The 25,616-nt window shown below is 57.0% G+C and carries 21 protein-coding genes; 9 read left to right on the top strand and 12 right to left on the bottom strand.

The features are described from left to right. Positions 1 to 87: 87 nt before the first annotated feature. Genes OHL23_RS25270 through metA form a run of 3 tightly spaced genes read left to right on the top strand, consistent with a single transcriptional unit; the run spans position 88 to position 3,916 of the window. The gene (locus OHL23_RS25270; RefSeq protein WP_263354829.1) at positions 88 to 1,539 is read left to right on the top strand and encodes a pyridoxal phosphate-dependent decarboxylase family protein; all 1,452 of its coding nucleotides are present in this window, start codon (positions 88 to 90) and stop codon (positions 1,537 to 1,539) included. Beyond that, complete coding sequence (locus OHL23_RS25275) at positions 1,536 to 2,810, top strand: O-acetylhomoserine aminocarboxypropyltransferase/cysteine synthase family protein (RefSeq protein ID WP_263354830.1); 1,275 nt, start codon at positions 1,536 to 1,538, stop codon at positions 2,808 to 2,810. Before OHL23_RS25270 ends, OHL23_RS25275 begins: the two co-directional genes overlap by 4 nt. Before the next feature lie 56 nt (positions 2,811 to 2,866). Further along, on the top strand, positions 2,867 to 3,916 hold the full coding sequence (metA, locus tag OHL23_RS25280) for a homoserine O-succinyltransferase MetA (protein WP_263354831.1): 1,050 nt from the start codon (positions 2,867 to 2,869) through the stop codon (positions 3,914 to 3,916). Positions 3,917 to 3,925: 9 nt separating this feature from the next. Here the strand turns inward: metA and OHL23_RS25285 are convergent, their stop codons facing one another. After that, positions 3,926 to 5,122: a prenyltransferase/squalene oxidase repeat-containing protein gene (locus OHL23_RS25285; RefSeq protein WP_263354832.1), complete on the bottom strand. Its 1,197-nt coding sequence runs from the start codon at positions 5,120 to 5,122 to the stop codon at positions 3,926 to 3,928. Between the two features lie 460 nt (positions 5,123 to 5,582). On the opposite strand from OHL23_RS25285, the gene OHL23_RS25290 reads away from it, so the two are divergent. Next, positions 5,583 to 6,596 carry a glycosyltransferase family 2 protein gene (locus OHL23_RS25290; RefSeq protein ID WP_263354833.1) on the top strand — a complete coding sequence of 338 codons (1,014 nt, stop codon included), beginning with the start codon at positions 5,583 to 5,585 and terminating at the stop codon, positions 6,594 to 6,596. Between the two features lie 4 nt (positions 6,597 to 6,600). Here OHL23_RS25290 and OHL23_RS25295 read toward each other — a convergent pair whose 3' ends face one another. Continuing rightward, a complete protein-coding gene (locus tag OHL23_RS25295) occupies positions 6,601 to 6,996 on the bottom strand; it encodes a hypothetical protein (RefSeq protein ID WP_263354834.1) in 396 nt (131 codons plus the stop codon). 184 nt (positions 6,997 to 7,180) lie between these two features. Here OHL23_RS25295 and OHL23_RS25300 point away from each other — a divergent pair, with 184 nt between their 5' ends. Further along, entirely contained in the window at positions 7,181 to 8,614 is a 1,434-nt protein-coding gene (locus OHL23_RS25300; RefSeq protein WP_263354835.1) for a hypothetical protein, read from the top strand. 56 nt (positions 8,615 to 8,670) lie between these two features. On the opposite strand, the gene rfbD is transcribed toward OHL23_RS25300, so the two are convergent. The 4 genes from rfbD to OHL23_RS25320 form a co-directional block, all read right to left on the bottom strand. Continuing rightward, the gene (gene rfbD, locus OHL23_RS25305; protein WP_263354836.1) at positions 8,671 to 9,555 is read right to left on the bottom strand and encodes a dTDP-4-dehydrorhamnose reductase; all 885 of its coding nucleotides are present in this window, start codon (positions 9,553 to 9,555) and stop codon (positions 8,671 to 8,673) included. Beyond that, a complete protein-coding gene (gene rfbC, locus OHL23_RS25310; protein ID WP_263354837.1) occupies positions 9,555 to 10,100 on the bottom strand; it encodes a dTDP-4-dehydrorhamnose 3,5-epimerase in 546 nt (181 codons plus the stop codon). The genes rfbD and rfbC overlap by 1 nt, the downstream gene beginning before the upstream one ends. Then, positions 10,097 to 10,990, bottom strand: a complete 894-nt coding sequence (gene rfbA, locus OHL23_RS25315; RefSeq protein ID WP_263354838.1) for a glucose-1-phosphate thymidylyltransferase RfbA — start codon at positions 10,988 to 10,990, stop codon at positions 10,097 to 10,099. Before rfbA ends, rfbC begins: the two co-directional genes overlap by 4 nt. A 216-nt stretch (positions 10,991 to 11,206) precedes the next feature. Then, entirely contained in the window at positions 11,207 to 11,695 is a 489-nt protein-coding gene (locus OHL23_RS25320) for a MogA/MoaB family molybdenum cofactor biosynthesis protein (protein ID WP_263354839.1), read from the bottom strand. 583 nt (positions 11,696 to 12,278) lie between these two features. Here OHL23_RS25320 and OHL23_RS25325 point away from each other — a divergent pair. After that, positions 12,279 to 12,833, top strand: coding sequence for a glutathione peroxidase (locus OHL23_RS25325; RefSeq protein ID WP_449701823.1), 555 nt, complete (start codon positions 12,279 to 12,281; stop codon positions 12,831 to 12,833). A 221-nt stretch (positions 12,834 to 13,054) separates the two neighbouring features. After that, complete coding sequence (locus tag OHL23_RS25330) at positions 13,055 to 15,517, top strand: ABC transporter permease (RefSeq protein ID WP_263354840.1); 2,463 nt, start codon at positions 13,055 to 13,057, stop codon at positions 15,515 to 15,517. A 22-nt stretch (positions 15,518 to 15,539) separates the two neighbouring features. Here the strand turns inward: OHL23_RS25330 and OHL23_RS25335 are convergent, their stop codons facing one another. Next, positions 15,540 to 17,045: a hypothetical protein gene (locus tag OHL23_RS25335; RefSeq protein ID WP_263354841.1), complete on the bottom strand. Its 1,506-nt coding sequence runs from the start codon at positions 17,043 to 17,045 to the stop codon at positions 15,540 to 15,542. A 208-nt stretch (positions 17,046 to 17,253) separates the two neighbouring features. Further along, positions 17,254 to 17,616 carry a hypothetical protein gene (locus OHL23_RS25340; protein ID WP_263354842.1) on the bottom strand — a complete coding sequence of 121 codons (363 nt, stop codon included), beginning with the start codon at positions 17,614 to 17,616 and terminating at the stop codon, positions 17,254 to 17,256. Between the two features lie 173 nt (positions 17,617 to 17,789). On the opposite strand from OHL23_RS25340, the gene OHL23_RS25345 reads away from it, so the two are divergent. Then, positions 17,790 to 17,969, top strand: coding sequence for a hypothetical protein (locus tag OHL23_RS25345; protein ID WP_263354843.1), 180 nt, complete (start codon positions 17,790 to 17,792; stop codon positions 17,967 to 17,969). Next, positions 17,966 to 19,252, top strand: a complete 1,287-nt coding sequence (locus tag OHL23_RS25350) for an ammonium transporter (RefSeq protein ID WP_263354844.1) — start codon at positions 17,966 to 17,968, stop codon at positions 19,250 to 19,252. The genes OHL23_RS25345 and OHL23_RS25350 overlap by 4 nt, the downstream gene beginning before the upstream one ends. 22 nt (positions 19,253 to 19,274) lie before the next feature. Here the strand turns inward: OHL23_RS25350 and OHL23_RS25355 are convergent, their stop codons facing one another. The 4 genes from OHL23_RS25355 to OHL23_RS25370 form a co-directional block, all read right to left on the bottom strand. After that, the gene (locus tag OHL23_RS25355; protein ID WP_263354845.1) at positions 19,275 to 20,255 is read right to left on the bottom strand and encodes a serine/threonine protein kinase; all 981 of its coding nucleotides are present in this window, start codon (positions 20,253 to 20,255) and stop codon (positions 19,275 to 19,277) included. Positions 20,256 to 20,270: 15 nt separating this feature from the next. Beyond that, the gene (locus tag OHL23_RS25360; RefSeq protein ID WP_263354846.1) at positions 20,271 to 21,095 is read right to left on the bottom strand and encodes a PP2C family protein-serine/threonine phosphatase; all 825 of its coding nucleotides are present in this window, start codon (positions 21,093 to 21,095) and stop codon (positions 20,271 to 20,273) included. A gap of 96 nt (positions 21,096 to 21,191) precedes the next feature. Continuing rightward, a complete protein-coding gene (locus tag OHL23_RS25365; protein WP_263354847.1) occupies positions 21,192 to 22,994 on the bottom strand; it encodes an APC family permease in 1,803 nt (600 codons plus the stop codon). A gap of 327 nt (positions 22,995 to 23,321) precedes the next feature. Continuing rightward, a complete protein-coding gene (locus OHL23_RS25370) occupies positions 23,322 to 25,235 on the bottom strand; it encodes a TonB-dependent receptor (protein ID WP_263354848.1) in 1,914 nt (637 codons plus the stop codon). Between the last annotated feature and the right edge of the window lie 381 nt (positions 25,236 to 25,616).

The following is a 25,616-nucleotide window of genomic DNA, read 5'->3' on the forward strand; positions in this document are numbered from 1 at the left end:
CGTCGAGTCGCGCAGGAATGACTCCGTTGCTCGTAACAATTGCGAAGCTAGTTGCCTGTTTCGCCGCTGACAATAGGAGTATTCGAAATGAAGATCGACGAAGTCAGGGACGAATTCGCAAGGGTGCAAGCGCAGGTCGCAAACGGCCCCATCGTCCCCCACGTGACAGCCGATGAGATTCGCAGCTATCTCACCTTGCGCTATGACTTCAAGCAATCGCTGCCACTCGAAGAAGTCGTCGCCGATGTCGAACAGATGCTTCAAACCTGGCAAGTCCAGGTCACCCATCCCCGCTATTTCGGCCTCTTCAACCCAAGCGTAACCCTCGCCTCGGTTCTCGGCGACCTGCTCGTCGCCATGTACAACTCGCAGCTCGCAAATTGGCGAACGTCCCCAGCCGCAAATGAAATCGAAAAGCACACGCTCGGTTGGCTCACCGATAAATTCGGCCTTCCACCCGAATCCATCGCAACCTTCACGAGCGGCGGAACAGAAGCGAACCTCTCGGCAATCGTAGTCGCCTTGACCCAGGCCTTCCCAAGCTATGGAGAACACGGCCTTCGCAACCTTCCCGCAGCGCCCACCATCTACCTCACCCACGAAGCACACAACGGCTACAACAAGATTGCGCATCTGACCGGCCTTGGCAGACAAGCCCTTCGCATCGTCAAAACCGATCCCAATCTGAAGATGGATCTCGCCGATCTTGAGCGCCTGGTCACAGAAGACCGGAAGAACGGATTCGCCCCCTTTATGGTCATCGGCACAGCCGGAACCACCGCGGCTGGAATCATCGATCCCCTCGAAGAGATAGCTCGATTCTGCCGAACCGAGAACCTTTGGTTTCATGCAGACGCAGCATGGGGTGGCGCAGCCATCCTTTCGCCAACACTCCGGCAGCACCTCGCTGGTATTGAATCCGCCGACTCGATCACTTGTGACGCGCACAAGTGGCTCTCCGTTCCAATGGGTTGCGGCATGTTCTTCTGCCGGTATCCCGACCGCGTCGCCGAAGCCTTCCGCGCCGACATCTCCTACATGCCGAAGAAGACCGATCTGACCGTCACCGACCCCTTGATGGCCTCCATCCAGTGGTCGCGCCGCTTCATCGGCCTCAAACTCTTCCTGGCCATCGCCCACCACGGCGAATCCGGCCAGATCGAAATGATCGAGCATCAAACCCGCATGGGCCACGTCCTTCGAGAAGCGCTCTCAACATCAGGATGGCGGATCGTCAATGCAACGCCATTCCCGCTCGTCTGCTTCACGCGCGACGGCCTGTCTCACACCAGCTTCCTCGCATCGATGCGAGACCGTCAGATCGCCTGGATGTCCGAAGCACACGTCGCAGGAGTCCACGTACTGCGCGCATGTATCACCAGTTTCAGAACGACCGAGGCCGAGATTCACTGGGTCGTCGACGAGATGAATCGTCTCTTCGAGCAAGAGTCCGGCCAGAAGTCAGGCCAGATCAATTCGGACCAAACGATGGCTGTACCTCCCGAGTCCAGCCGAGTCCAGGAGCCTATAAAGCAATGAAGCCGGAAACAATCGCAATTCACGGCGGATACGAATACGATCCGACAACCAAAGCCGTAGCCGTGCCCATATATCAAACGGTTTCCTACGCATTCGACAGCGCCGATCATGCGGCGGCACTCTTCAACCTCGAAGTAGAAGGATTTCGCTACACACGCATCTCCAACCCAACCACGGCAGTCCTCGAGCGTCGCGTAGCCGCCCTCGAAGGTGGACTAGAAGCTCTTTGCGTCGCCAGCGGACAGACCGCTGTCTACTACGCCCTGCTCAATGTCGCTGAACTGGGAAGCAACATCATTTCCGTTCCCCAACTCTACGGCACCACGCACACCATGTTCGCGCATCTATTGCCGAGCCAGGGCGTGCACGTTCGATTTGCAGAGTCGGACCATCCAGACGCGCTGGAAAAGCTGATCGACGACAAAACCCGCGCCATTTACTGCGAGAGCGTGGGCAATCCAGCAGGGAACATCTGCGACATCGAGAAACTGGCGCAACTGGCTCATCGTCACGGCTTGCCTCTCATCGTCGATAACACGGTAGCCTCGCCCATCCTGCTGCGGCCCATCGAGTACGGCGCGGACATCGTCGTCCACTCTCTCACCAAGTTCCTCGGCGGCCACGGCACCACGCTGGGAGGCGCAATCGTCGACAGCGGCAACTTCCCCTGGAAAGAGCACGCCGCACGATTCCCAATGTTCAGTCAGCCGGACGCCTCCTATCACGACCTCGTCTATACCGAGCACTATGGCCGAGCCGCCTTCATGGGGCGCTGCCGCAGCGTCTATCAGCGAACCATCGGCGCGGCGCTCTCGCCCATGAGCGCCTTCCTCCTTCTTCAGGGCATCGAAACCGTTGCATTGCGTCTAGACCGCCACGTCGAAAACGGCCGAAAAGTAGCCGAATTCCTCCGCGACGATCCCAGGATCGAATGGGTCAACTACGCCGGATTCCCATCCAGCCCCTATTACAATCTCGCGCAAAAATACCTCGGCGGTCGAGCCTGCTCTCTGATGACCGTAGGCCTCAAAGGAGGCTTCGAAGCCGCCGTCAAATTCCATGACGCGCTCAATCTCGTAACGCGCCTCGTCAATCTTGGGGATGCCAAATCTCTAGCCTGCCATCCCGCGTCCACAACCCATCGGCAAATGTCGCCCGAAGAACAACTCATCGCCGGTGTGCGGCCAGAGATGATCCGCCTCAGCATCGGAATCGAACACAGCGACGACATCATCGCCGATCTGGATCAGGCGCTGAACGCAGCCATCTAGTCCATCTAGCCACTTAGCTTTCCCGAGCGGCTTAAATCAACTTCCGAGAGACCAACATGCCGGCATATTTGAATTCCATTCCGTCGAGCAAGCACCTCAATCTCCGCTGCCTTAATATCGGCTTGATCAACAACATGCCCGACGGCGCTCTAGAAGCCACCGAGCGTCAGTTTCTCTCGCTCCTCAATGCAGCCTCTGATGCAACGCCCGAGGGCATCACGGTCCGCCTCTCGCTCTACTCATTACCCGGCATCCCGCGCAATGAAATCGGCGCGAGCCGCATTCGCAACTTCTACACAAGCACCGAAACGTTTCTCGACACGCATTTCGACGGGCTCATAGTCACTGGCCGCGAACCCCTGACGCCAAATTTGCAAGACGAACCCTATTGGGACAGCTTCACAAAAGTTCTGGAGTGGGCCCGCGAAAACACGCATTCGACCGTCTGGTCCTGTCTTGCCGCGCACGCCGCAGCCCTCCACATGGATGGCGTCACCCGAGTCAGAAGCCCTCACAAACATTGCGGTGTCTTCGATTGCGCGCAACTGGCATCACACACACTCACCGAAGGCACACCCGCGCGTTTCAGCCTGCCGCACTCCAGATGGAACGGCCTGCCGGAAGACGCATTAACCGCTTCCGGATATAACGTGCTCACGCGATCCTCCGATGTGGGCGTGGACACATTCGTGAAGCAGTTCAAGAGCCTTTTCCTCTTCTTTCAGGGCCATCCCGAGTACGAATCCAACACGCTCCTGTTGGAATATCGCAGAGACGTCGGGCGCTTTCTCCGGCAAGAAACGAAGATCTACCCATTAATGCCGCGGAACTACTTCGCCCCCGATACCGTCCAAGCCCTGACGGCGCTGCAGCGGAAAGCCGAGAACAGCCCGGATGAGAAATTCCTGGCAGAAGTTTCAGACATTCTGGAAAAGCTAGGCATCGAAAACACCTGGGCTCCTACCGCACAATGCATCTATAAAAACTGGCTGCAATACATACTCGCCCAGAAAAACCTGAAAAATCTGGACAGACAGCACGCCGACGAAGCAAATCCATTGCACGGAGAGACGGCAACGTTGGCCTCCGCGGCCAGCCTGCCTTAGTGTCCTATCCTAGTTTCCAGCCCGCGCTGGCGGCTCGTTTTCCAGCGCCATCACCGCATACGCCGTAGCGGCATCGCTCATAAATCGGCCCGTATCACTTTGCAAATCGCTCTGACCGTTCAGCGATCCAGTCCGCCAGCTCCCATCGCTTCCCTGGTGCCGCTCAAGCCAATCCAGAGCCCGGTTCAACGATGGATCATGGCTGTTTCTCCCGGATTCCTCCAGCACCACCGCCACCAGCCCCGTCGCGTACCCATCACTCTCCAGCGGCTTCACGATCTGGCCGAATTGCTCTTTGAGTTGTTCCTTGATCCGTTTCAGCTCGGTGCGTTCCATCGCACTTTGGGGATCCAGGGAAAAGAGACTCCATCCGCCATCCGGCAGTTGCAAATTTTGAACGGTGTCAAGCAGACTCTTTCGCTCGCCCGCATCCAACATCTCTGGTGCCTTCGTCGACAACCACAAAACATACAGCTTGTTCACCAAGGGCTGTTCCGCATAATGCCGCCGCAAATATTGCCGCAGACTCTCCAAATGCTTCTGGACCTCCGGCTCGCTCGCATATCCATCCGGAGCATTTTCTGCTTCCAGCATCAACCACGTCGCCCCCTGATAGGCCGACTCAGCCGACTCCCACGGCGCCAGATGGAAATCCTGCCACTTCCATCCACCGGCATCTTCGCCTGCCACTTCCTGTAATGCCCATGCTTCTCTGAACGCACTACGCGTCACCGGACGGAGACGGCCATTCTGTGCGTCATAGTTGGCCAGAATCACTGCATTCACAACAGCTTCCGTAGCATGAGACTGCGCCGTCTTGCCCGGCCCATACTCGGCATCCGAGTAATACGGAACCATCTCAGACCAGCCGGCCACCCGCTTTTCAACATTCTCCATCAGGATCTTCTGCGGCTCTGGCATAGCTGACTCGTGCAACTCCTGGCCAAGCGAGCGACGCATCATCGCGTAAGGCAATACCGTATGGCAAGAGACGCAGACTGTCCCATGATCCATCTTCGCGGCCGGCCATTCCTGCCACCAGACCTCACGGTGATCCAGATACTCCGCCGCCGCCTTCGGGCTCCAGTTTGTCAGGTAACGAATCGAAGAAGCGGCAGACGCGCGCGCTTCCGTTACCCTCCACCAGCCGATCCCCGCCAACGAACCGGCCAGCACCACGCAGAGGCACAAAGCGATACGTCTCATCGCAGCTCTCCTCACTCCACGCGCTTCGCAGTTCCATCATTCCCGCCGCCACGGATTCGGACATGCGGATAAAGACGGAAGAACGAGGAGCGATTCGTAGCATTCAGCGGGGGCCTGAAGCACCGATTGCCCAATTTTACCAGTAGAAGAAAAATAGTATCCCCGATAATAATCGAGCTACATTTGGCGCTGTCCTTCCCGACAGCCGTTCGCTAAAATAAGTTCCAGTAAAGCAATCGAGCAGCACATGCCTTTGAGCCGCATGCACCCTCAGAGGGCAGTGTATGAGATTGTCCAAAGCTCGCTAAAACCAAGCTCTTCCACCGAAGTCGCGCGTGGAGTGATTGTCGAATGGTCTCGAACTTTCGCTCTACTCCATTGCGAATCATGATCTCAGAGAAGATTCGAATCCTCTTGCGTCGCCGTTGCGTTCACCTTGGAATCGGAAGTGTCTGACTGCATGACCCCAGAAGATTCATCCTCTTATCCCTTCGATCTCTCACTGATCATCGTCTCTTTCAACACCCGCGAAGTCCTGCGCGAATCCCTGCAGTCCGTTGCACGGGAACGGGGCGATCTTCGCCTTGAGATATTCGTCGTCGATAACAACTCGCACGATGGTTCCGTCGCGATGGTCGAATCTGAGTTTCCCGAAGCCCAGGTACTGCGCAGCGAGGTGAATCTGGGCTTCGGCTCCGCCAACAACCTCGCACTGGAGCGTGCCCAGGGTCGTTTTCTCGTCCTGTTGAACTCCGACGCCTTCCTGCACCCCAGATCTCTCCAGTTGGCCCTCCAGCACATGCAGGAAAATCCGGAAACAGGTCTGGCCGGAGGCCGTCTCGTTGGGCGCGACTCCGAGCTGCAGCCTTCCGCACGTATGCTGCCAACGATTCTCTCTGACTTCCTGGTCATGAGCGGCCTCGCCCACAAATATTCAAAGTCCCGATTCTTCGGCAGATTCGACCGCACCTGGGCGGACCCAATGCAGCCCGCCGAAGTAGGCTGGGTTCCCGGAGCCTTTTCCATCATTCGCCCCGAAGCACTTCGCAAAGTCGGCCTCTTCGATCCGGATTTTTTCCTCTACTCCGAAGAAGTTGACCTCTGCAAACGAATTCAGAATGCCGGTTACAAAATCATGTATTGGCCGGATATCGTGGTAACCCATATAGGGGGCGAATCATCCCGCCAGATCAAGACCCTGGCGATGTCTTCTTCCGGCGCCCAGCTCATCCGCTGGAGCATGCGCAGCACTCTGCTCTATTACCGAAAGCATCATGGCGCCAAAGTATGGCTGGTGAAGATGCTCGAGCTCACACTCTTTCGCCTGACCTCGTTACGGAACTCGATCAGCAGCGACCCTCAAAGAAAAGAACGCGCCCAGGTCAGCCGCAACATGGTCCGTCTCATGCAACAGGCGTGGAAAGACACCAACGGCGGCCGAGTATCGCCTCCCAGACCCTGGAGCTTCGACTAGAGCTTCAATTCCTGTGATTTCGTCGATCGAGCAGGGCTCCCATACACGTAATCAAAGCAAGGCCGATCCATACCAGACTCACTGCCATCACGTATCCAACCATGCGATAGAAAATCATGTCCACGTAGTGGTAAGAGATCGACTCGCAACACACCAGCCCCACGGAAAGCACCGTACCAGTCACCGCCATCGCAAGGCCCGGCCTTCCTCGAAATCTGTAGCAGATCCAAATAGTAGCGATTGCCAGGACGCCAAACAGCACCAACAGGGCCAGCACTTGCGGAGGTCGCCGCTCACCGTAGACCCCCAGATTCATTGCGTCCTGTCCAAAGAAGTCATGAATCTTCCACCGCCAGTCAAATGCCATGTCCAGCAGAAGAAAGAGTTGCACAGCGGCCAACAGGGCAAATAATCTTCCTCGTTGGCCACTCTTATGGCAACTTACCCATCTGACTGCGCAAGCCGTACAGGAAGCTGCGTAGGCAGCCATCCCAGTCATCCGGGTAGGCGAAAACCACTCCAGACCAGCAATCATAGTTTATGGTGTACGTAATGGCGTGTTCTGTCGAGTCCAGGGAGCCCTGATGATCGTTTCCCCCCTGTACGCTCTGGTCGCGTGGATCCCCATCAGTCTCCTGGCTTTCCGCCGCTTTCCAGTGCGAATCGCGATCCTCGTCAACTTTGTTGGTGGCTGGGCCGTTCTTCCAGCCGCCAACTATACCCCGAGCAGTGCCGCCTTTCCCTACTGGATCATCGGAACAACTCTCGAATCGAACTACTTCCTCACCAAGGCAACCGTCCTCGGATTCACCGGAATACTCGGTGTCCTGCTCTATGATCGCGCCAGCTACAAGCGCTTCCGCTTGACAGTCTGGGACATGGCCATCGGCATGTGGTTGATCGCTCCAATCCTCTCTGCCATCGCCAACCCGGACAACTTCCAGGAGGGATGCAAGGGCGAAATCTATCAATTGCTCGCCTGGGGCAGTCCCTACCTTATCGGACGTCTCCACTTCACCGACGCCCAGTCCCTGCGCCTGGCCGCCAAAGCCTTCGTCATCGGTGGATTGGCCTACGTCCCCTTCTGCATCTTCGAAATCATCACAGGACCACGCGTATACGCGTGGCTCTACGGCTATCAGCCCTTCCAAATGAATGCAGCCCAGCGATTTATAGGCTACCGGCCGGTCGTCTTCCTTGAAAACGGCAATCAGCTCGGCATCTGGATGGCCACCGCAACACTCATCGCGATTTGGCTCTGGCGGCGCAAGACAGCCCGATCCATCCTCGGCATTCCCATTCTTCTGGTGGCCATCGGTCTCTTTCTCGTCACCCTCTTTTGTCAGTCCACTGGCGCAATCATTTTGTTGCTCGCGCTCGTGCCCTTCGTCTTCGTCGATCCCCGCCATCTCTCCCGCACAGTAAGTATCGTTCTGGTGCTTGGGATCCTGGCGTTCGCCGCCTTCCGCCTCGGCAATATCTTCGTGTGGAGAAACCTGGTGCAGCAGAATGCAGCCGCTCACGCGCTCGACACCTACCTGAAAAGCGTCGGCAAGGATTCTCTCGGATGGCGGCTCACCCAGGACGAACGTCATATCGCCACCGCACTCGAAGAACCGATCCTGGGTTATGGTCAATGGGATTGGTGGAGCGGAGGCATTGAGCGCCCTTGGAGTCTCTGGCTTCTCGTCTTCGGCATGTACGGCAGCGTCGGGCTCGTCTCACTCGAAGCAGTGCTTCTGATCCCTCCGCTCCGCGCCGTCTGGTTTCCTCTCACGCGCTCCGACATCGGCTACATAAACATGCGTCACACGCTATCGGCGGCCGTGCTGATTTCAGCCATCGACAGCCTGCTCAACAGCTCAATGATCTTGCCGTTGCTCCTGGTCATCGGCGGTATGAACAGCTGGTCCCCAAGTGACACAAAGATCGAAGTCAATCTCACCCAACCCAAAGCCACTGCCGCGTCGCTTCGTTTGCGCGGAAGCCTAAACCCGCCGAAGAAGCTCCTGCGATAACTTACCGGGAACAAGGCCGCCCATCAATCTCGGTTTAAGCTCAGCTTACGCTCGATTTACGCCTTAGAAAGCATCGCCCGCGCCACATCCCGCAGCGCATCCTGCCACTCCGGCATCCGATATCCAAACCGACCAAAGAACTTATCGCAGCAAAGACGGCTGTTCCGAGGCCTTTTTGCCGGCGTCGGGTACGCCTCCGTAGGAATCGGCATCACTACCGGAGCCTTCTGCCGCGCCGCAAACTCTGCAAAGATGGCGTGCGCAAAGCCGCACCAACTCGTCGCCCCAGCGCAAGTCAGGTGATACACCCCAACCGCATCCCTCGCATCTTCACTCGCCGCCAGTTGCCGCAAGACAACCATCGTAGCCGCGGCAATCGCCTCAGCAGTCGTCGGCGCGCCAATCTGATCATCGACAACCTTGAGCAAATCGCGCTCCCGGCCCAGCCTCAGCATCGTATGCAGAAAATTCCTGCCCTCTTCCGCGTAAACCCAGCTCGTCCGAAGAATCACATGCCGGCATCCGGTCGCCGCAATCGCCAATTCTCCATCCAACTTCGTCTGACCATAAACGCTCAGCGGGCCCGTCGCATCCGTCTCCCGCCAAGGCTCTGTGCCTGTTCCATCAAAGACATAATCCGTCGAATAGTGAATCAGCCAGCCATTCGTCCGAGCCAATGCATCGGCAAGCACAGCCGGAGCACTAGCGTTCACCTGGGCGCACAACCCGGGCTCCGACTCAGCCTTATCCACTGCTGTATAAGCTGCAGCATTGATAGCAATCTCGGGAGAAATATCGAAAATTGCCGCCCTCAAGGAGCGTTCGTTTGTAAAATCCAACTCGGAACGAGTCAAGGCCACTAACTCGACTTCTCCCGCGAGCCTCCGCGCTAACTGCATCCCTAACTGCCCACCCGCGCCAAGCAGCAACACTCGCGGCATCAGGCGAAAACCTCCGCCTGCGCAAACGGCACACCCGCCTGGTCCTTCGCCGACACAATCGCGTCTTCTGTCGAAACTTTCCAGTCAATCCCAAGCTCCGGGTCATTCCACAGCACCGTGCGCTCCGCCTTGGGCGAGTAATAATCGGTGACCTTATAGCTCAGGCCGACCGTCTCGGTGAGAGCCGAAAAACCATGCCCAAACCCAACCGGAATCCAGACCATCCGCGATCCATCCCCGTTCAGCTCCACCGTCGTGTGCTGACCAAAGGTCGGCGAACTCCGCCGCAGATCCACAATCACGTCCAGCGCAGCCCCGGTCACAACACGCACCAGCTTTCCCTGCGGCTCCCCGATCTGGTAATGAATCCCCCGGATAACATTCTTTTTGGAAAGAGAAAAATTGTCCTGCTTCCACTCCGTGGGCAATCCCAGTTCGACCATTCTGGCCAGATTGAAGCTCTCAAAAAACATGCCCCGCTCATCGTGAAAGCAACGCGGCTCCAGAACCAGGACGCCTGGCAGAGAAGTCTCGATTACGTTCAAAGCAAACCCTCCGAATCCACAAACGACTCGTCCAGCAACGACAACACATACTCCCCGTATCCGCTCTTTTGCGCCCGCCCGGCCAGTTCCCGCAGCCGCTCCGCGCCGATCCAACCCTTGCGGTACGCAATCTCTTCCGGGCACGCAACCTTCAATCCCTGCCGCTGCTCAATCGTCTTGATAAACAATCCCGCTTCAAAGAGCGAGTCGTGCGTGCCCGTATCCAGCCACGCCATGCCGCGCCCCATTACCTCGACATGCAGCGTACCCGCTTCCAGATAATGCCGGTTCACGTCCGTAATTTCCAGCTCCCCGCGCGGCGACGGCTTCAATCCCGCAGCCACATCGACCACCGACGCATCGTAGAAGTAGATTCCCGTCACAGCATACCGAGACTTCGGAGCCTTAGGCTTCTCTTCAATGCTGATAGCGCGCCCATCGGAGCCAAACTCCACCACTCCATACCGCTCCGGATCCTGTACCGGGTACGCAAACACCGTCGCTCCCGAGCTGCGCTGTGCCGCGGTCGACAACAGCGAGCCCAGCGTCTGCCCATGGAAGATGTTGTCCCCCAGCACCAGCGCGCAGCTCTCACCGCCAACAAACTCCCGCCCGATCAGAAACGCCTGCGCCAAACCCTCCGGCTTCGGCTGGACTGCATAGCTCAGTTTCATGCCCCATTGGCTGCCGTCTCCCAGCAGCGCCTGAAAACTCGGCGTATCGCGCGGCGTAGAAATGATCAGAACTTCTCGGATTCCCGCCAGCATAAGCGCCGACAACGGGTAATAAATCATCGGCTTGTCGTACACCGGCAAAAGCTGCTTCGAAACCACCTGCGTCACCGGATACAACCGCGTCGCCGAACCACCGGCCAGAAGAATACCCTTCATCATTACCTCAACATGCTTCAAAATCGCTCGGACGGACTCACGTACACAAAGAAATGGGAGTCCGGTTTCTGATTCTCAGATCCAGGACTCCCAGGTTGCAACTCGAATCAGCCCTCCCCCGAAAACTGACTCGGTTACAGCCCAAGAATAGAGCGAGCTGCCATACAGGCCAATTCTTCTTTTGTGCCATACGCCTTAACACTAGGGGTCATTCCATTATGCCTTGGGATGTACCCTGCCGCCGGCAATCACCTCGAGCGCATGAGGAATTAACGGAAGAATCGCAGTCAGACTTTCCACCGCACCCCGCTCACTTCCGGGCAGATTTACAATCAGCGTCGTCCCGCGCAGCCCCGCCAAAGCCCGGCTCAGCCATGCAAATTGATTCGCCGCAGCGCCACTCGATCGCATTGCCTCGGCAAGTCCCGGGACTTCCCGCTCGATCACGCGCCGCGTCGCTTCAGGCGTCACATCCCGAGGACCAAGCCCAGTTCCTCCAGCCGTCACGATCAACTGATACTCCTGATGGCACAGTTCGCTGAGCAGCGTCACAATCGCTTCTTCATTATCGGGAACCAACCCTCGCCCGATCGTCTCGTCAGGCCACTGCTCCGCCAACAACGCTGCCACAGCCGGGCCTGCCGTATCCACCTGCTGACCCGCAGCGCACCGATCCGAAATCGTTATTACAGCAAATCCAGCCATCACCGCCATACTATCCGATCACCCGGCATCCTCAGGAATACTACCCTGATGCCCTGGCCATCTCATAACCGCACAATCCCTTCCCCCGGCGCTGCGCAAATGCGCAGGTCTCTTCAGGGCCAAATGCCCGTCATTGCCGAAAATTACACTCCAACCAGGCATAATGAAAAATGAAAACCAACATCCATACAACAACCGGCCTAAACGGAGCGGATCAGTTTGAAGGGTACGGGCTTCAGCCCGTACATCAAGCCATGCAACATCAAAGGGCTTTAGCCCCTGAGGGTTAGCCTTGCTTCAAGCTCACCAATCTGTCCGCCAAAATGGGGATAAAAACGCACCAAAAACAGCGCAAAACACGCATTTTACGCGCCTCAAATTCCACCCAAACAAAACCGAATCAACGATTTACAGCACAAAACGCATGACCCCCTACCCCCTATCCCAATTTCTGGCCAATTCACCCTGAATCAGCCCTCGTCATAAAGAGAAAATCACGAAAGAAAAGCAATTCATCGCATTCCCAAAGAACGACTCATAAATCAGCTATCATCGCCGTGTCCGCGATTCACTTGGAGGAATCATGCGCAAATTCGCAATGCTCTGCCTTTTACTCAGCCTCGCCACAACCGCCTTTGCCGCCCCGCCCAAATCCGTCTATGACTTCACCCTCAAATCCATCGACGGCCAACCTACCCCGCTCTCTGAATACCGCGGCAAAGTCCTGCTCCTCGTCAACGTAGCCAGCCGTTGCGGTTACACGCCCCAATACACAGCCCTCGAATCCATCTACGAGAAGTACAAAGACCGCGGTCTGGTTATCGTCGGCGTTCCCGCCAATAACTTCATGGGCCAGGAGCCCGGTACCAATGAGGAGATCAAGACCTTCTGCACCAAGAAATACAACGTCTCCTTCCCCATGATGTCCAAGCTCTCCGTCAAAGGCGACGACAAGACCCCGCTCTACCAGTTCCTCACCGACAAATCCGAAGATCCCAAATACGGCGGCGAAATCCAATGGAACTTCACCAAGTTCCTCTTCGATCGCAACGGCACCCCCGTCGCCCGCTTCGAACCAGCCGTCAAACCCGATTCACCCGAGGTAACCGCCGCCATCGAGTCCGCTCTCAGCCGCTAGCTGCACCCTCCCACTAACGAATCCGCTCGGCCTCTGTCCATTTCGAGACAGAGGCCGTTCATTTTCGGACACGAATGTCTCGACACGAAGAATAACCCACATAGAATCAATGAAATACATATGGCTCCGAAATTGCCAGTAAAGAGCGAAGCGCTCTTAAGTCCGCGATGCCAGACAAGGCTAGACAAGATTAGGCAGGGCTAGACTAGACAAGGAAGAATATGTACACCTTTATTCACGAGATCCGATTCACGCTTCGCCAGCTTCGCAAGGCTCCCGGCTTCGCTATCACCGTCCTGCTGACGCTCGCTCTGGGCATCGCCGCGACCACTGTCATCTTCAGCGTGGTGGATGCCGTCCTGCTCCGCCCGTTGCCGCTTCCCGAACCAGACCGCCTCGTCTCACTCGACACTCTGGAGCGCCCCTCCGGCTCAACCGGTGTGGCCACCATTCGCAACGAGACCTCCTACCCCAACTTCTTCGACTGGCGCAGCCAAAGCAAGAGCTTCAGTTCCATGGCCAGCTACGGCTCCGGCGGGCTAATCCTCGGTGCAGATAGCGACAGTCCTGCGCGCCATCTCAACGCGATTATCGTCTCCTCAGGCTTCTTCACCATGCTAGGCGTTCAGCCTGAACTAGGCCGCGGTTTCACCCGCGCAGAAGAGTTACCCGGCGCTCACGTCGTCGTTCTCAGCCACAACCTGTGGCAGACCCAGTTCACCGGAGACCGTAATATCCTCGGCAAAACCGTAGTCCTCAGTGACGTCAACTACACCGTCGTCGGAGTCATGCCCGCCGGATTCGACTTCCCCGTCACCAATCACTGGAGCGACCTGTGGATCAGCATGGCTCGCGACGCCGAAGGCGAAAACCCATCAACCCAGCAGCGAGGATGGAACGGGGTCGCCGTCGTTGGCCGTCTTCGCCCCGGCGTCACGCTAGCCCAGGCCAAATCCGAGATGGACGCAATCCAAAGCGGGCTCGCTACGCGCTACGCCGATGAAGACGTCAACGAAACCGCCGTCAGCGTCCAACCTCAATTGCAGGACATCGTCTCCGACGTGCAAACGCCCCTGCGCATTCTCTTCGCCGCCGTTTCCTGTCTTCTGCTCATCGTCTGCGCCAACGTCGCCGGTATGCTGCTTACCCGAACCAGCCAGCGCCGTTCCGAGCTCGCCATCCGCTCCGCACTCGGAGCCACGCGCAGCCAGATTCTGCGTCAGTTGCTCATCGAGTCGCTCGTCCTCTCGCTGGCTGGCGGCGCATTCGGCATAGCCGCGAGCAGCGCCTTGCTCAAAGCTCTCCCATCCCTTCTACCGTGGGGTCTGCCTCGCGCTCAGGAGATCACCCTGAGCGGCGAAGTGCTAGCCTTTGCGGTCGGACTCTCCATCCTCACCGGGATTCTCTTCGGAGTCCTGCCCGCGTGGCAGGCATCCCGGCAAGACCCGGCAAAAGCCCTCGGCGACAGCGCTCGCGGAGGACTCGGAGGCCGTCGGCATTACCGCCTGCAGAGCACTCTCGTCGTCTCTCAGACTGCGCTCAGCCTGATTCTGCTCGTCGTCGCCGGTTTGCTCCTTCACAGCTTCGACCGCATCCTCAAAGTTGATCCCGGTTTCTCGCCGCAGCAGATGCTCACTTTCCGTCTCGCCATCTCGCCCAAGCGCTACTCCCATCAGCAGAAAGTCAGCCTGCTGCGCCAGCTCATCCCGAGTCTGAAAGCGTTGCCCGGCGTTCAATCGGCGACTGCGGCCTATCCCATGCCCCTGACCGAAGGCGACATCCACATCAGTTTCTCCATCGCCGGCCGCCCCACCACGCCCGGCAACGCCCCAAGCGCCCGAGTCAGCCTGATCGAGCCCGGCTATTTTCAGACGCTGCACATTCCCCTTAAACAAGGCAGGTTCTTCCTCTCGTCCGAACAAGACGAGAAAGCCCCGCCCGTAGTCATCGTGAACGAGGCCTTCGCGCGCAGGTTCTTCCCAGGGCAAGACCCTATTGGTCAACATATCCGTTCCGGACTTGGCGCAGGCGACCCTCCGCCGATGCGCGAGATCGTCGGCGTCGTCGGCGATGTCAAGCGCGCCAACCTCAACGAACCGCCAACCCCTGAATACTACATTCCCCTCGAACAAGCCCCGGTCGTCGCCAACCCGGTATTCGCCCTGCGCGTCGCGGGCAACCCCGACAGCTACGCCAATACCATCCGCGCCACCATCGCAAAACTCGACAAAGGCGTGCCAGCCTACCGCCTCCAGAGCTACGAAGAAGATCTGGCTCGCATCACCGCACAGCAGCGCTTCCAGGCGTTGCTGATCACAGCGTTTGCCGCCGTGGCTCTTCTGCTTGCCGCGCTCGGGCTTTACGCCGCCCTAAGCTATATGGTTGCGCAGCGCACCACTGAACTCGGCCTGCGCATCGCACTCGGCGCGCCACGCGCCAACGTGCTTCAACTCATGCTTTTTCGTGGACTGAAACTCGCGAGCCTCGGACTGATCGCAGGCCTGGCTTCGGCGGCAGTGCTTTCACGCTACGTCACAGGCTTGTTGTACGCAGTGAAGCCGCTGGATTTCGCCACTTTCGCGATCATGACCATAATATTGCTCGTCGTGTCGGCCACGGCAAGCATCCTGCCCGCGCTGCGCGCTGCAAGGCTCGATCCCATCGAATCATTGCGCAATCAGTAGCGGAACCGATTCTGGAAATGGGTCAGATTTCGCGCGTTCGCAACCGTCCAAAGACGATGGCCACCAAAATGACGAGTACGGAAGCAGCACCTGCGCCCCATATCGGCACGATGGCGCGCAGGGCCAGCCATAGCGCCCACACCAAAGCTACCGATGAGAATGCGGTAGCCAAAACCGTCCATCGAATAGCCTTCTGAAATAACTCCGCGGCATCAAGCCTTCGTTGCGCAGCCACGGACGCGAATTGGTAGGCAGTTGTCAATTCCTGCCGCGCCGAAACAAGATCCGCCGCGGCTTTCTCTTCCGCGCTCCGAGCTTGCAGCAACTCCGCCGTAGACTGATCGATGGCCTGCTGCGCCTCTTTCGCCGCCTGGTCCCCTTTTTGGCAGAGACGCTCCGCTTCTTCAAGGCGCTGGCTTGCAGACTGATACGCAGTCGAGAACTCTTTTCGAACAGTCTCAAGACTCGCCGCGACCGCTTCCTCTCTCCGTCGCGCCTGATCCAACTCCGAAGTCGACTTCTCCAACATCTGCCTGGCTTCAAGAACGATCTGATCTGTCTGTTTCCAGCACCGTTCGGCCTCTTGCAGGCGTTCGTTTGCAGATCGATACGCAGTCGTCAGCGTCTCTTTCGCAGATTCGAATTGAGAGATTGCCAGTTCCTCTTTGCTCACCGCCAGATCCAGACGCGAAGCCGACTCGTCAAAGAGCCGCTTAGTCTCCAGTGTGGCTCCATCCGCACGCCGCCAATATTGCTCTGCCTCTTCGAGACGCTCCTTCGCAGAGTCGAACGCAATTGTCAGTGCCTCTTGTGCTGAATGAAATTCCGTCGCCGTTCGTTCCTGTTTGGCCGCCGCCAGATCCAGTCGCGCCGTCGACTCTTCAAATAAACGCCTGGCCTCCGCGGCAGCTTCATCCGCCCGCTTCCAGGCGTCTGCCCATTCCTGTTCCGATTGCTCCAGTCGTCGCACTGCCACCTGGTATGCAACGCCTGCGTCTGCGGAAATCGACTTGTCTTCAATCTGAGGCGCGGAAACGGCGGAAAGTTGGAGAGTCTGTTCTACGCGTCCGTGTAACGAGGACTCAACCTGATCTTCCGGCCTCCGCCAGGGCAAAGCTACAGCCTCAGTCGCGCTCTTGCCCTGAATAAGCTTCGGTTCCGAATCGGCCAGAAGCTCCCTGGCCTGCATCCGTAAGCCTTCCGGATCTTCGCTTCGATGCTCAGCCGCCAGCAGTCCGGGATGAACGGAACTCATGACCTTTCCCATCTCAGCCAGACGCTTATTGAGCGCTTCGGTCCTCAGCGCATCCTCGATAAGCACGGATTTCGCCTGCTTGACGGCCTCAACGCGCCTCATTCGCTCATGGATTTCCTGCTTCAGATCGTCAATTTCGCCCAGCAGGCCTATCAGATTGTCGTTTTCGGCTTCGTCGCTGGCAATCTGCTCCCCGGCGCGCAGGGGAGGCTTTTTCGCCAATTCCGCGTTCTCGTAGGTGACAATCTTGAGAACATCGCTCGCCAGTTTCATACAACCCCCGCAATCTGCTGCCCTGATCGCTCCGGGGACCTCCGCCGAAGCACCCTGAAATGGTGCACCCTCATTAGGGTCTATTAAGAATATCGTCCAGTAACACGTTACTCAACACACAAGAGGCATTACCCCATGGTACTTTCGTTTCCAAGCCGTAACACAAATGTGGCATTGCGCATCCAGGTTTCTTCCCGAGCCTGCCGTTTCAACCCCGCCAGAAAGTCATGACCACCCCTCCGGCAACAATCAATGCACCGCCAACCAGGATCGGCGTGGTCGGGGACTGATGAAAACGAATTTTGGCCACGATCTGCGCGATCACAAAGAACAGCACGACGTAAACTCCCAGCAATTTTCCAAAGTCCCACTGCGGCAGATTCACAAAAAAACCATAGGTAGCCAGCACAGCCGCCCCCGACAGAAACCACATCCCGCGCGTCGCGCCGGTCGCCTGGTACAACCCCGATTGAAAACAGGCATCGCCCGAAACCTCCAGAAAAGCTGCCAACGACAAGACTGCGAACGCGCCTAGTGGGGTAGCCACAAGCTGGCTGAGGATGTTCTTCATGCATGACTCCTGGTTGTATGAGATAGATTTTGGTGCGGAATACGCAAATCCTAGCAGACGCTCCGTAAGGCTTTTAACAAACGAAATCAAATCTCAATTTGGCATTCCCAATCGATACACTGAAACTTCCGGAACTTTTTTAACAGCCTTGCAACAGCAACAAAGGAGTCTCATTGAAGCTGATTGGATGCTTACTGCTCTTATCCGGCTGGCTCATCGTCATCGCCGCCTTAGTCATGCTCTCTGCCTTTACACAGCGCGCGGCCTTCATCGCCGCCGGCGTCGGCGTTGAAGGCCTCGGATTAGCGTTGCTCACGCAGTCCTACACCTCGATGCAGCGGAGCGCGAAATGAACCTGATCGTCTGCCTTCTCTGCATCCTTCTGTCGCCGCTCGCCGCCGCAGGCCTCGCACTCATCCACCAGGGCCTCGGACGATCCCGCAGCGCCGCTCACGCCATGCTGGCGACTCTCTGCGCCCTCGCAGTCGCAGCCATCGCATTCGTCCTGATCGGAGCATCCTGGGCCGGTTACGCTGGCGGAGCAGCGCATTCGTTTCAATCCGGCGGAGCGCATTTGAACTGGCTCGGAAACGAGGCACTGCTTGCTCGCAACATTCCTCTCGATGGTTCGCTCCCCTCTCTGGTTCTGTGCCTGCAAACCTTCTCGGTCGGGCTTGCTGCCGTCATCCCCCTCAGCGCCGGAACCGATCGCTGGCGTCTCGCGCCGATCTGCCTTGCAACCGCGATATTCGCCGGTTTTATCTACCCTGTCTTTGCACACTGGGTCTGGGGCGGAGGCTGGCTTTCCCAACTGGCAACCAACTTCGGCATCGCGCCCTTTCAGGATGCAGGTGGAGCAGGCGTCATCCAGGTAACGGGCGGTCTGATGGCCCTGTCCGTCGCGTGGCTCCTAGGCCCAAGACGCGGCAAATACACGGAGGACGGTATGGCAACCGCCATTCCCGGCCACAACATTGTCCTCGTCCTCTTCGGCTGCCTGATTGCACTCGTCGGCTGGATCGGCCTCGAATCCGCCGCATCAATGCTGGTTTCCGGCATAGCCCCAGAGTCGTTTCCAGGCCGGATCACAGGCATTATCCTGAACGCCGTACTCTCGGCCTCCGCCGGTTGTCTCGCTGCCGTGCTTACGACTCAGATCCGCTATCGAAAGCCTGATGCCTCCCTGAGCGCCAACGGCTGGATCGCCGGCCTGGTCGCAGGCAGCGCCGCATCGGCGTTCATCTCTCTCGCCGCGGCAATCTTCATTGGCGCAATTGCGGGCGTCCTGACCACATATCTCGTAGAGCTATTCGAACTGCGGCTGCTCATCGACGATCCAGGCGGAGCAATCTCCGTTCATGCCGGGGCTGGCATCTGGGGGCTGCTTGCCTTCGGAGTCTTCGGAACACACTCCACAGCAACACTTGGCAATCAGATACTCGCGCAATGGATCGGAGTGGCGACCCTGGTGGGCTTCATGCTGCCCCTTATTCACGCGTCCAATCTGCTCTTGAATCGCTTCGTACCCTACCGCGTGGATCGCGACGGCGATTGGCAAGGCATGGACATTCGAGAACTCGGCGCAGGCGCATACCCCGAATTCGTAATCCACGCCGACGAATTCGTGCCACGCTGACGCCGCGTTCAACTTCGTCTATCTAGTGGTGCCGCGCGACTAGGTACAACAGCACAAAAATCGCCACCGGCAGCATCGCCAGCATCGCATACATCAGCAGTCGTCTTCGCTCCGGAGACTGCCGCTTCTGCCAATTCGCTTCGTCGACGCGAGCCGTCACGCCTACCTCGTCCTGATGCGCAAGGTCGTGGGCAAACTCACGCGCGCTGTGATAACGATTCTTCGGTTCACGCTCCAGTGCGCGATAGAGAATCTCCTGAAGCTGCGGCGTAATCGAAGGCTCAAGATTGCGCGGCGGGACCGGCTGATTCACCAGCCGGTCATTCATCACCGCAAAAGCATTCGCTCCGGAAAACGGGACCTTGCCGGTAAGCATCTCGTAGAGCATCACGCCCATGGAATAGACATCACTGCGCGCATCGCCGCGCTTGCCCCGCACCTGCTCGGGAGAGATGTAATCCGGCGTGCCCATATTCTTCGAGAAGTTGGCAAATGTAAGCCGCCGCGAACCCGCATTGCCGGCAATACCAAAGTCGATCAGCCGAATATTGTCTTCCGCATCCACCATGATGTTTTCCGGCTTCAGGTCGCGATGCACCACTCCATTCGCGTGGATATGCTCCAGCGCATCACAGATGCGAATCGTAAGCTTGACAGCGCGCTCTATCGGCAGCTTCTTTTCCTCGTTCATAATCTGCCGCAACAACCGGCCTTCGATCCACTCCATCACCATGTACACTTGCGTGCGGTCAGGATTCGCAAAGACCTTCATCACGCCGGGATGATCGATCTTCTTGCCAATCTCTTCCTCGCGCTGGAACCTGTCATAAAGCGCGGGATCACTTTCAATCTCCGGATGCGGAACCTTGATCGCAACCTGTTGTCCGGTATTCAAATCGCGCGCGCGAAAAACCGTGGCCATGCCGCTCGTGGCGACGATGCTGTCAATCTGATAATGGTCAAGTTGATCGCCGGGTTGGATGGCAAGATTCGGAGCGATCATCAGAGCCCGTTCACACTACAAAAGCCGATAGGGCCGTCCTCGATAGAGACCCATGCGCTCGACCGAGCGAACACGAATGAGTTGGACACTGATGTTGTCATGGCCGCCAGCATCGTTCGCGGCCGCAACCAGACGCTCGATCGCTGTTTCAAGATCCGAGGTCGAGTTGACCAACTGTTGCATCCTTGCATCGGGAACACACCCATGAAGACCATCTGAGCAAAGTAATATTACATCTCCCGGCATAATGTTTACAGTCTGAGTATCAGCCGCGACAAACAACTCATTTCCTAAGCACCTTGTAAGAATATGCCGATGTTCCCCGGCGGAAGCCTCAGCCTCCGTAAGAATCCCCAGGCGGAACTGCTCTGCGGCCATCGTATGGTCGCGAGTCAACTGCACGCCGACCCCATTGCGAAAGAGATAACACCGCGAGTCACCCACATGCGAAATAACTGCGGAGTCGAAGCGCAGCGCACATGCTACAAGCGTGGTGGCCATGCGCGAACCATGCCCGGAACCTTGTGCCGAAGTGTGCGCACTACCCGCATGACCCGCGTCATAGACCGCAGCATTCGCTTCCTGGACGAGGCGCGGCAGTAGCGATACATGCATGATGCCTTTGGGAATCTTCCGGAACCCGGCAACCACGGTATCGATAGCCATGCGAGAAGCAACTTCCCCACTATCCTGGCCGCCCACACCATCCGCAAGCGCGAAAAGCCATCCCTGCGACTGCACCTGGGCAGGCGAAGACGGCACGACATGTCCGAGAAAATCCTCGTTGTGTTCGCGACTCAGGCCACAGTCCGACAACTCGGCAAATTCGATCTCTAGCATTCCATACCAGCGTAGGTGGTGATGTAATCATCGGCGCGGCTTGTACCCCGCGCCGATGATTGGATTCTAATCGGCCCCCGATGACTAACGGGATGATTAAGCTGTCGGCGTCCGCGTCTGCAGCAGCGGAGTCTTGCCCGCAGCCTTACCGGCTGTGAGGAAGTAGAAGCCGCCGTACAACGCCCACACCGCCGCGATCCCGAGCGCTAGTAGAGGTTCGTGCGGTGTGCCAAACCCCTCAAATGGACCGATGATGTAAAAGGCCATGCAAGCCAGATTCGCAAGCAACCCAAAGATCGGAACCACAAGATGAAGAACGACATTGAACTTCGGATGCTTGTGATACGCGACCATGCAGAGAGTGCAGCTCAGCGCGTAAAGGATGAACGTGCCGAAGTTGGAAGCGAGCGTAACCGTCAACAGACTGTTGGGCAGAGCAGCCAGTTTGTCATGCGTCGTGTAGCCAACGTGTGACCAGAACCCCGCAGGAATCGAAGCAATCGTAGCATCGGTCGGCGCGCTTCCGTCCGCAAAGACGAGAGCCACGGACAAGCAGCCGATCACAGCCGAGATGGCCGCCAGCGTCCAGATCGCATTGTGCGGAGTCAGGTTCTTATCGTGCAGCAGACCAAAGTGCCCGCGCACCTCTTTGTCCTTGCCCATCGCATAGGTAACACGCGCGCCTGTGTTCATGCAGGAGAGCGTAGTTCCGATCAACGCGAGGAAGACCGTTGCAGCCTCGATCAGCATGAATGTACGTCCGTTGCCCGGGCCAAGCAGCGCATCGCCGACAATCACCATCATGTCGCCGATCGGAGCAGCCGACCCCGATGCGCTTTGCATCGTATACCCACTGTTGAGGAAGAAGTTGGCGGAAAAATACTCGAAGAAATAGAAGATTCCACCCTGAATGAGAAGCGACGTAATCACCGCGATCGGCACATCTCGTTTCGCGTTCTTTGCCTCATCGCCCATCGTGGTCACGGATTCAAAGCCCACCAGGATCAGAATCGCCACCGTAGCCTGAACAAAGACCCAGTTCCAGTTATGCGGACTTACAACCGATGCGGCATTCGGATGGGTAAGAAAGTTCCCCGAAGCGTCGCGCTCCGGATAGCTGATATGAAAAGGAACAATGTTCCCGCTCGCGTCCTTCTTGGGCACTGGAACACCGTTGGCATCTCGCACGATCGTATCGGTCGCTACTCCGGCGACCATCGTTGAAGTGGTCTGAAATTCGTATGTGTACGCCTCACCCGACGTCGAGTCGAACTGATAAGCCACCGATCCCGGCGGATGATTGAGACGGTAGCCCAGGGCAAGCACCGCGAACGTGAGCAACGCGGCAATCTGAATCACGTTGATGCCCATATTGACCACCGTCGAACTGCTGATGCCGCGATGAGCAATATACGCAATACAGAAGGAGAAGACGACCGCAACGGCCATCATGAAGAAGACGCCAGGATTAGAGGCGCTCATGAAATTGGGCCAGATTGTGCCCACTACATAACCGCACACAATCCCCGTAGTACCAACCATCACGCCTGGATAGATCCAATAGTAAAGATGCGAACCCCAGCCAACCACGAACTTCGATATACGGGCGTACTTCCATGCCTTTTCACGATTCAAAAATGCCTGCTCGGCGAAATAATACGAACTTCCTGCGCCGGGATAAAGCTTTGCCATCTCCGCATAACAGACCGCCGTGGATAGACAAAGCAACAGAGCACCCACAATTCCCCACCACATGGATGGGGATGTAGCGCCCTCCGTGGCTTGAATGAGAAACGTGAGCCAGAGGAAGGCTCCTGGAGCAATCAGTGCCATTGCGTTGCTGGTGAGGCCCGTAAGGCCCAAGGTGCGTTTCATCTCGCCTGTCGTCGCTTCTGCCATGTACGCTCCTGAGATTAAGTATTCCAGCGTGGATGCTGAACTCAAAAAAATATAAGCCACCTTTGTCTTGATTCGGTTGAATCAAGACTTCGGGGCTGAATGATCTGGAAGCTCCAGAATGACACGGGATCGATGCTTCGAAAAGGGAAAAAACGATCTGCTAACGAAAAGAATCCGTGATTCTTACGCGGCATATATGCCTTCTTTTTGTCGCGTCCTGCGATATCTTATTCGCTGCAAAAGATATCTTTATGGCTATCTGCGGCAATCCCAATAAAAACAGGCTCCAGAGCAATTCGCTCTGGAGCCTGGCAGAAAATTCCGCGTTTAGAAGTGCCAGATAATATCTGCCGCTACCGTAAGCGCCTGTGTTTTCGCGCGCAGCTTCTCCATTGCCTGATACGAGGTCTCGTCAGGCGCGAGATTGGATATCGCGGCAACCGACGAGCCTGGAGCAATATCCAGAGCCCTCAGACCATAGGGGCTGAAGCTGTGCGTATAGCTCACTTCAGGACGGAAGGTAATCGTCGAACCAGCCCAGAAGTCGAACCCAACCATGTGCTCCTCGTAATAACCCGGAGTTCCGGTGCGCTGGCCCTTGATGTCGTTCACTACTTCATTCCGAATGTTCAGCGAAGCCTCGTTGTGCCAGAAGTTGTGCTCGACATAGTTGGTAACAGCCCACTCGGGCGCGTAGCAGACACCTGGCTGTTGTGACGAGGAGAGCCGCGGGTCTTTGCAGACCGCTCCGTAGTTCAGCGTGACGTTGGCCGCAGTGTGCTCCGGCCACGGCGTCGCAGTAGTAGGTGCAACCCCTGTGTTGTACCAGTACATATTGGGCGTGTCCCTCATGTATTGGTACCAGAACTCGGTGTCGGTGTGCCATGTGGAACTGATGCGGTGATACCACGTCTCGTAGTAGGCTGACAGGTTGTTATAGGCGTATTTGCCATTGTTGACGCTGTTGGCGCAGGTGTTTAGAGCATTCCCGCCATTCGACCAGGTATAGGTGGCGCAGAAGTTGCCTGTCACCTGTGCATCCGTCGTCCAAGGCATCACGTCGCAACCGGGGGAAAGACCGGCCTGCACCGTCAGATGATCGTTCACCTTGATCGTCGCGTTCACACCCGTCTGCGTATAGCAATCGAAGGTATAGAGGATGGAGTGGGAATACGTGTAATTGTTCGGCGCGAGTTGCGCTTCGATATCCGGCAACGAGATGTAACGGCCAACCCGCACGTCCATTCCCTGCGCGACTTTGGGAAAGTAGAAATCGAAGTACATCATCACCGGATCGAATCCGTACTCGGCATTCTTCACCAACAACTGCTGGCTCAACATGCCCTTCGCGGTAGTGAATCGGTAGTCTACGCCGTAAAGACCGGTAAACCGGTAGCCCCAGTCGAAATGATTCTTCTGCGCGGTATCGGGATATCTCTCGAAATACAAGGCAGCCTGGTCCAACTGAATCTGGTTCGAGAATTCGTCATAGGCGGATGGAAAGTTCGCCGGAATTCCCTTCGAGGCGTTGCTCTGGTTGTTCGTAGAGCCGTTACCTCCGACTTCGATCCAACCATACATCTTGAACTGGCCCTTGTTCTGGTTGATCGCCTGCATCAATGGATACGACTGGCCATCCGGAACGCCAATGGTCGGAGTGCCGCCGATCGGCCAGTCTGAGGCCGGATATGGCGGCGACATAATCGGGGCGGGAGTTCCGCGCCGCGTAACCTGAGGCACTGCAGTTGCCGGCGAATTCCCGGCCCAATCCGCCACATATGCCCGGCCCAGGCGATGGAAGAATCCATTATCCGCAGGCGCTACCGGCGATGGCGCATTAGTCTGCGCAGGAGCAGCAGGAACCGGACTCTGCGCATCCAAGGTGGCTACGGCATCCACACCGGCAATCACATCCACCTTTGTCGCTGCGCCCGTCTCCTCGCCACCCTCTAATGCAGCCACTTCGTATTGCCCCGGAGCAAGAGCCGATACCGCAAAATTGCCGGCGGGATCTGCAACGACTACCCTGCGGAAATCGCCATTGTCGCTCCGCACGACAACCTGGGTCGCCCTTGACGAATCCCCGTTATCGTGAAGAATCGTGCCATGAAGACTGCCGGAATTTGTACTGGTCGAATTCGGATCAGCCGGTCCACTCGCCGCTCGCGAATAAGTGGGAAGAATTACTAGAATTGCGAAGACAAGATAATAACGTAAGAATTGTCGCGCGTACATAGCCATGAAATTTTGGGCTCTCTTTCCTCCGTGCTCGATTCTTCAATCGAACGGAAGACATCAGATTGAGCTGCATGTTTACTTACTGAACCTCGTCGCCTTCTCATAACCGAAAACCCTTCGAGAATAAGCAAATAACTGCAGGCTTCCCGGGAGACCGGTTAATCAAATCTCAACATGGGCGTCATAAGGAGCACATAAGGAGCAGCAAAGGAGGGCATAAGGAAGTCCATAAGCATCAGCTAGATAAGAGAGCGATAAGCAAAGCATTATATTAAAATAATGCATACATAATCATTCCATAAAATTCAGCGGCTTACGTCCCCGTCAGGCGTACCTTTGGGACTTGACGAAGATCACTGCCCTCCCTCCAGCACGAAGTAGATT

It is taken from the genome of Acidicapsa acidisoli (genome assembly GCF_025685625.1).
In the GTDB taxonomy this organism is placed as follows: Bacteria; Acidobacteriota; Terriglobia; order Terriglobales; family Acidobacteriaceae; genus Acidicapsa; species Acidicapsa acidisoli.

Bases quoted from the DNA above. Each gene is read 5' to 3' on its own strand.
- OHL23_RS25270 (WP_263354829.1), top strand. From the start codon at position 88: ATGAAGATCGACGAAGTCAGGGACGAATTCGCAAGGGTGCAAGCGCAG.
- OHL23_RS25275 (WP_263354830.1), top strand. From the start codon at position 1,536: ATGAAGCCGGAAACAATCGCAATTCACGGCGGATACGAATACGATCCG.
- metA (WP_263354831.1), top strand. From the start codon at position 2,867: ATGCCGGCATATTTGAATTCCATTCCGTCGAGCAAGCACCTCAATCTC.
- OHL23_RS25285 (WP_263354832.1), bottom strand. From the start codon at position 5,122: ATGAGACGTATCGCTTTGTGCCTCTGCGTGGTGCTGGCCGGTTCGTTG.
- OHL23_RS25290 (WP_263354833.1), top strand. From the start codon at position 5,583: ATGACCCCAGAAGATTCATCCTCTTATCCCTTCGATCTCTCACTGATC.
- OHL23_RS25300 (WP_263354835.1), top strand. From the start codon at position 7,181: ATGATCGTTTCCCCCCTGTACGCTCTGGTCGCGTGGATCCCCATCAGT.
- rfbD (WP_263354836.1), bottom strand. From the start codon at position 9,555: ATGCCGCGAGTGTTGCTGCTTGGCGCGGGTGGGCAGTTAGGGATGCAG.
- rfbA (WP_263354838.1), bottom strand. From the start codon at position 10,990: ATGAAGGGTATTCTTCTGGCCGGTGGTTCGGCGACGCGGTTGTATCCG.
- OHL23_RS25320 (WP_263354839.1), bottom strand. From the start codon at position 11,695: ATGGCTGGATTTGCTGTAATAACGATTTCGGATCGGTGCGCTGCGGGT.
- OHL23_RS25325 (WP_449701823.1), top strand. From the start codon at position 12,279: ATGCGCAAATTCGCAATGCTCTGCCTTTTACTCAGCCTCGCCACAACC.
- OHL23_RS25330 (WP_263354840.1), top strand. From the start codon at position 13,055: ATGTACACCTTTATTCACGAGATCCGATTCACGCTTCGCCAGCTTCGC.
- OHL23_RS25335 (WP_263354841.1), bottom strand. From the start codon at position 17,045: ATGAAACTGGCGAGCGATGTTCTCAAGATTGTCACCTACGAGAACGCG.
- OHL23_RS25340 (WP_263354842.1), bottom strand. From the start codon at position 17,616: ATGAAGAACATCCTCAGCCAGCTTGTGGCTACCCCACTAGGCGCGTTC.
- OHL23_RS25350 (WP_263354844.1), top strand. From the start codon at position 17,966: ATGAACCTGATCGTCTGCCTTCTCTGCATCCTTCTGTCGCCGCTCGCC.
- OHL23_RS25355 (WP_263354845.1), bottom strand. From the start codon at position 20,255: ATGATCGCTCCGAATCTTGCCATCCAACCCGGCGATCAACTTGACCAT.
- OHL23_RS25360 (WP_263354846.1), bottom strand. From the start codon at position 21,095: ATGCTAGAGATCGAATTTGCCGAGTTGTCGGACTGTGGCCTGAGTCGC.
- OHL23_RS25365 (WP_263354847.1), bottom strand. From the start codon at position 22,994: ATGGCAGAAGCGACGACAGGCGAGATGAAACGCACCTTGGGCCTTACG.
- OHL23_RS25370 (WP_263354848.1), bottom strand. From the start codon at position 25,235: ATGGCTATGTACGCGCGACAATTCTTACGTTATTATCTTGTCTTCGCA.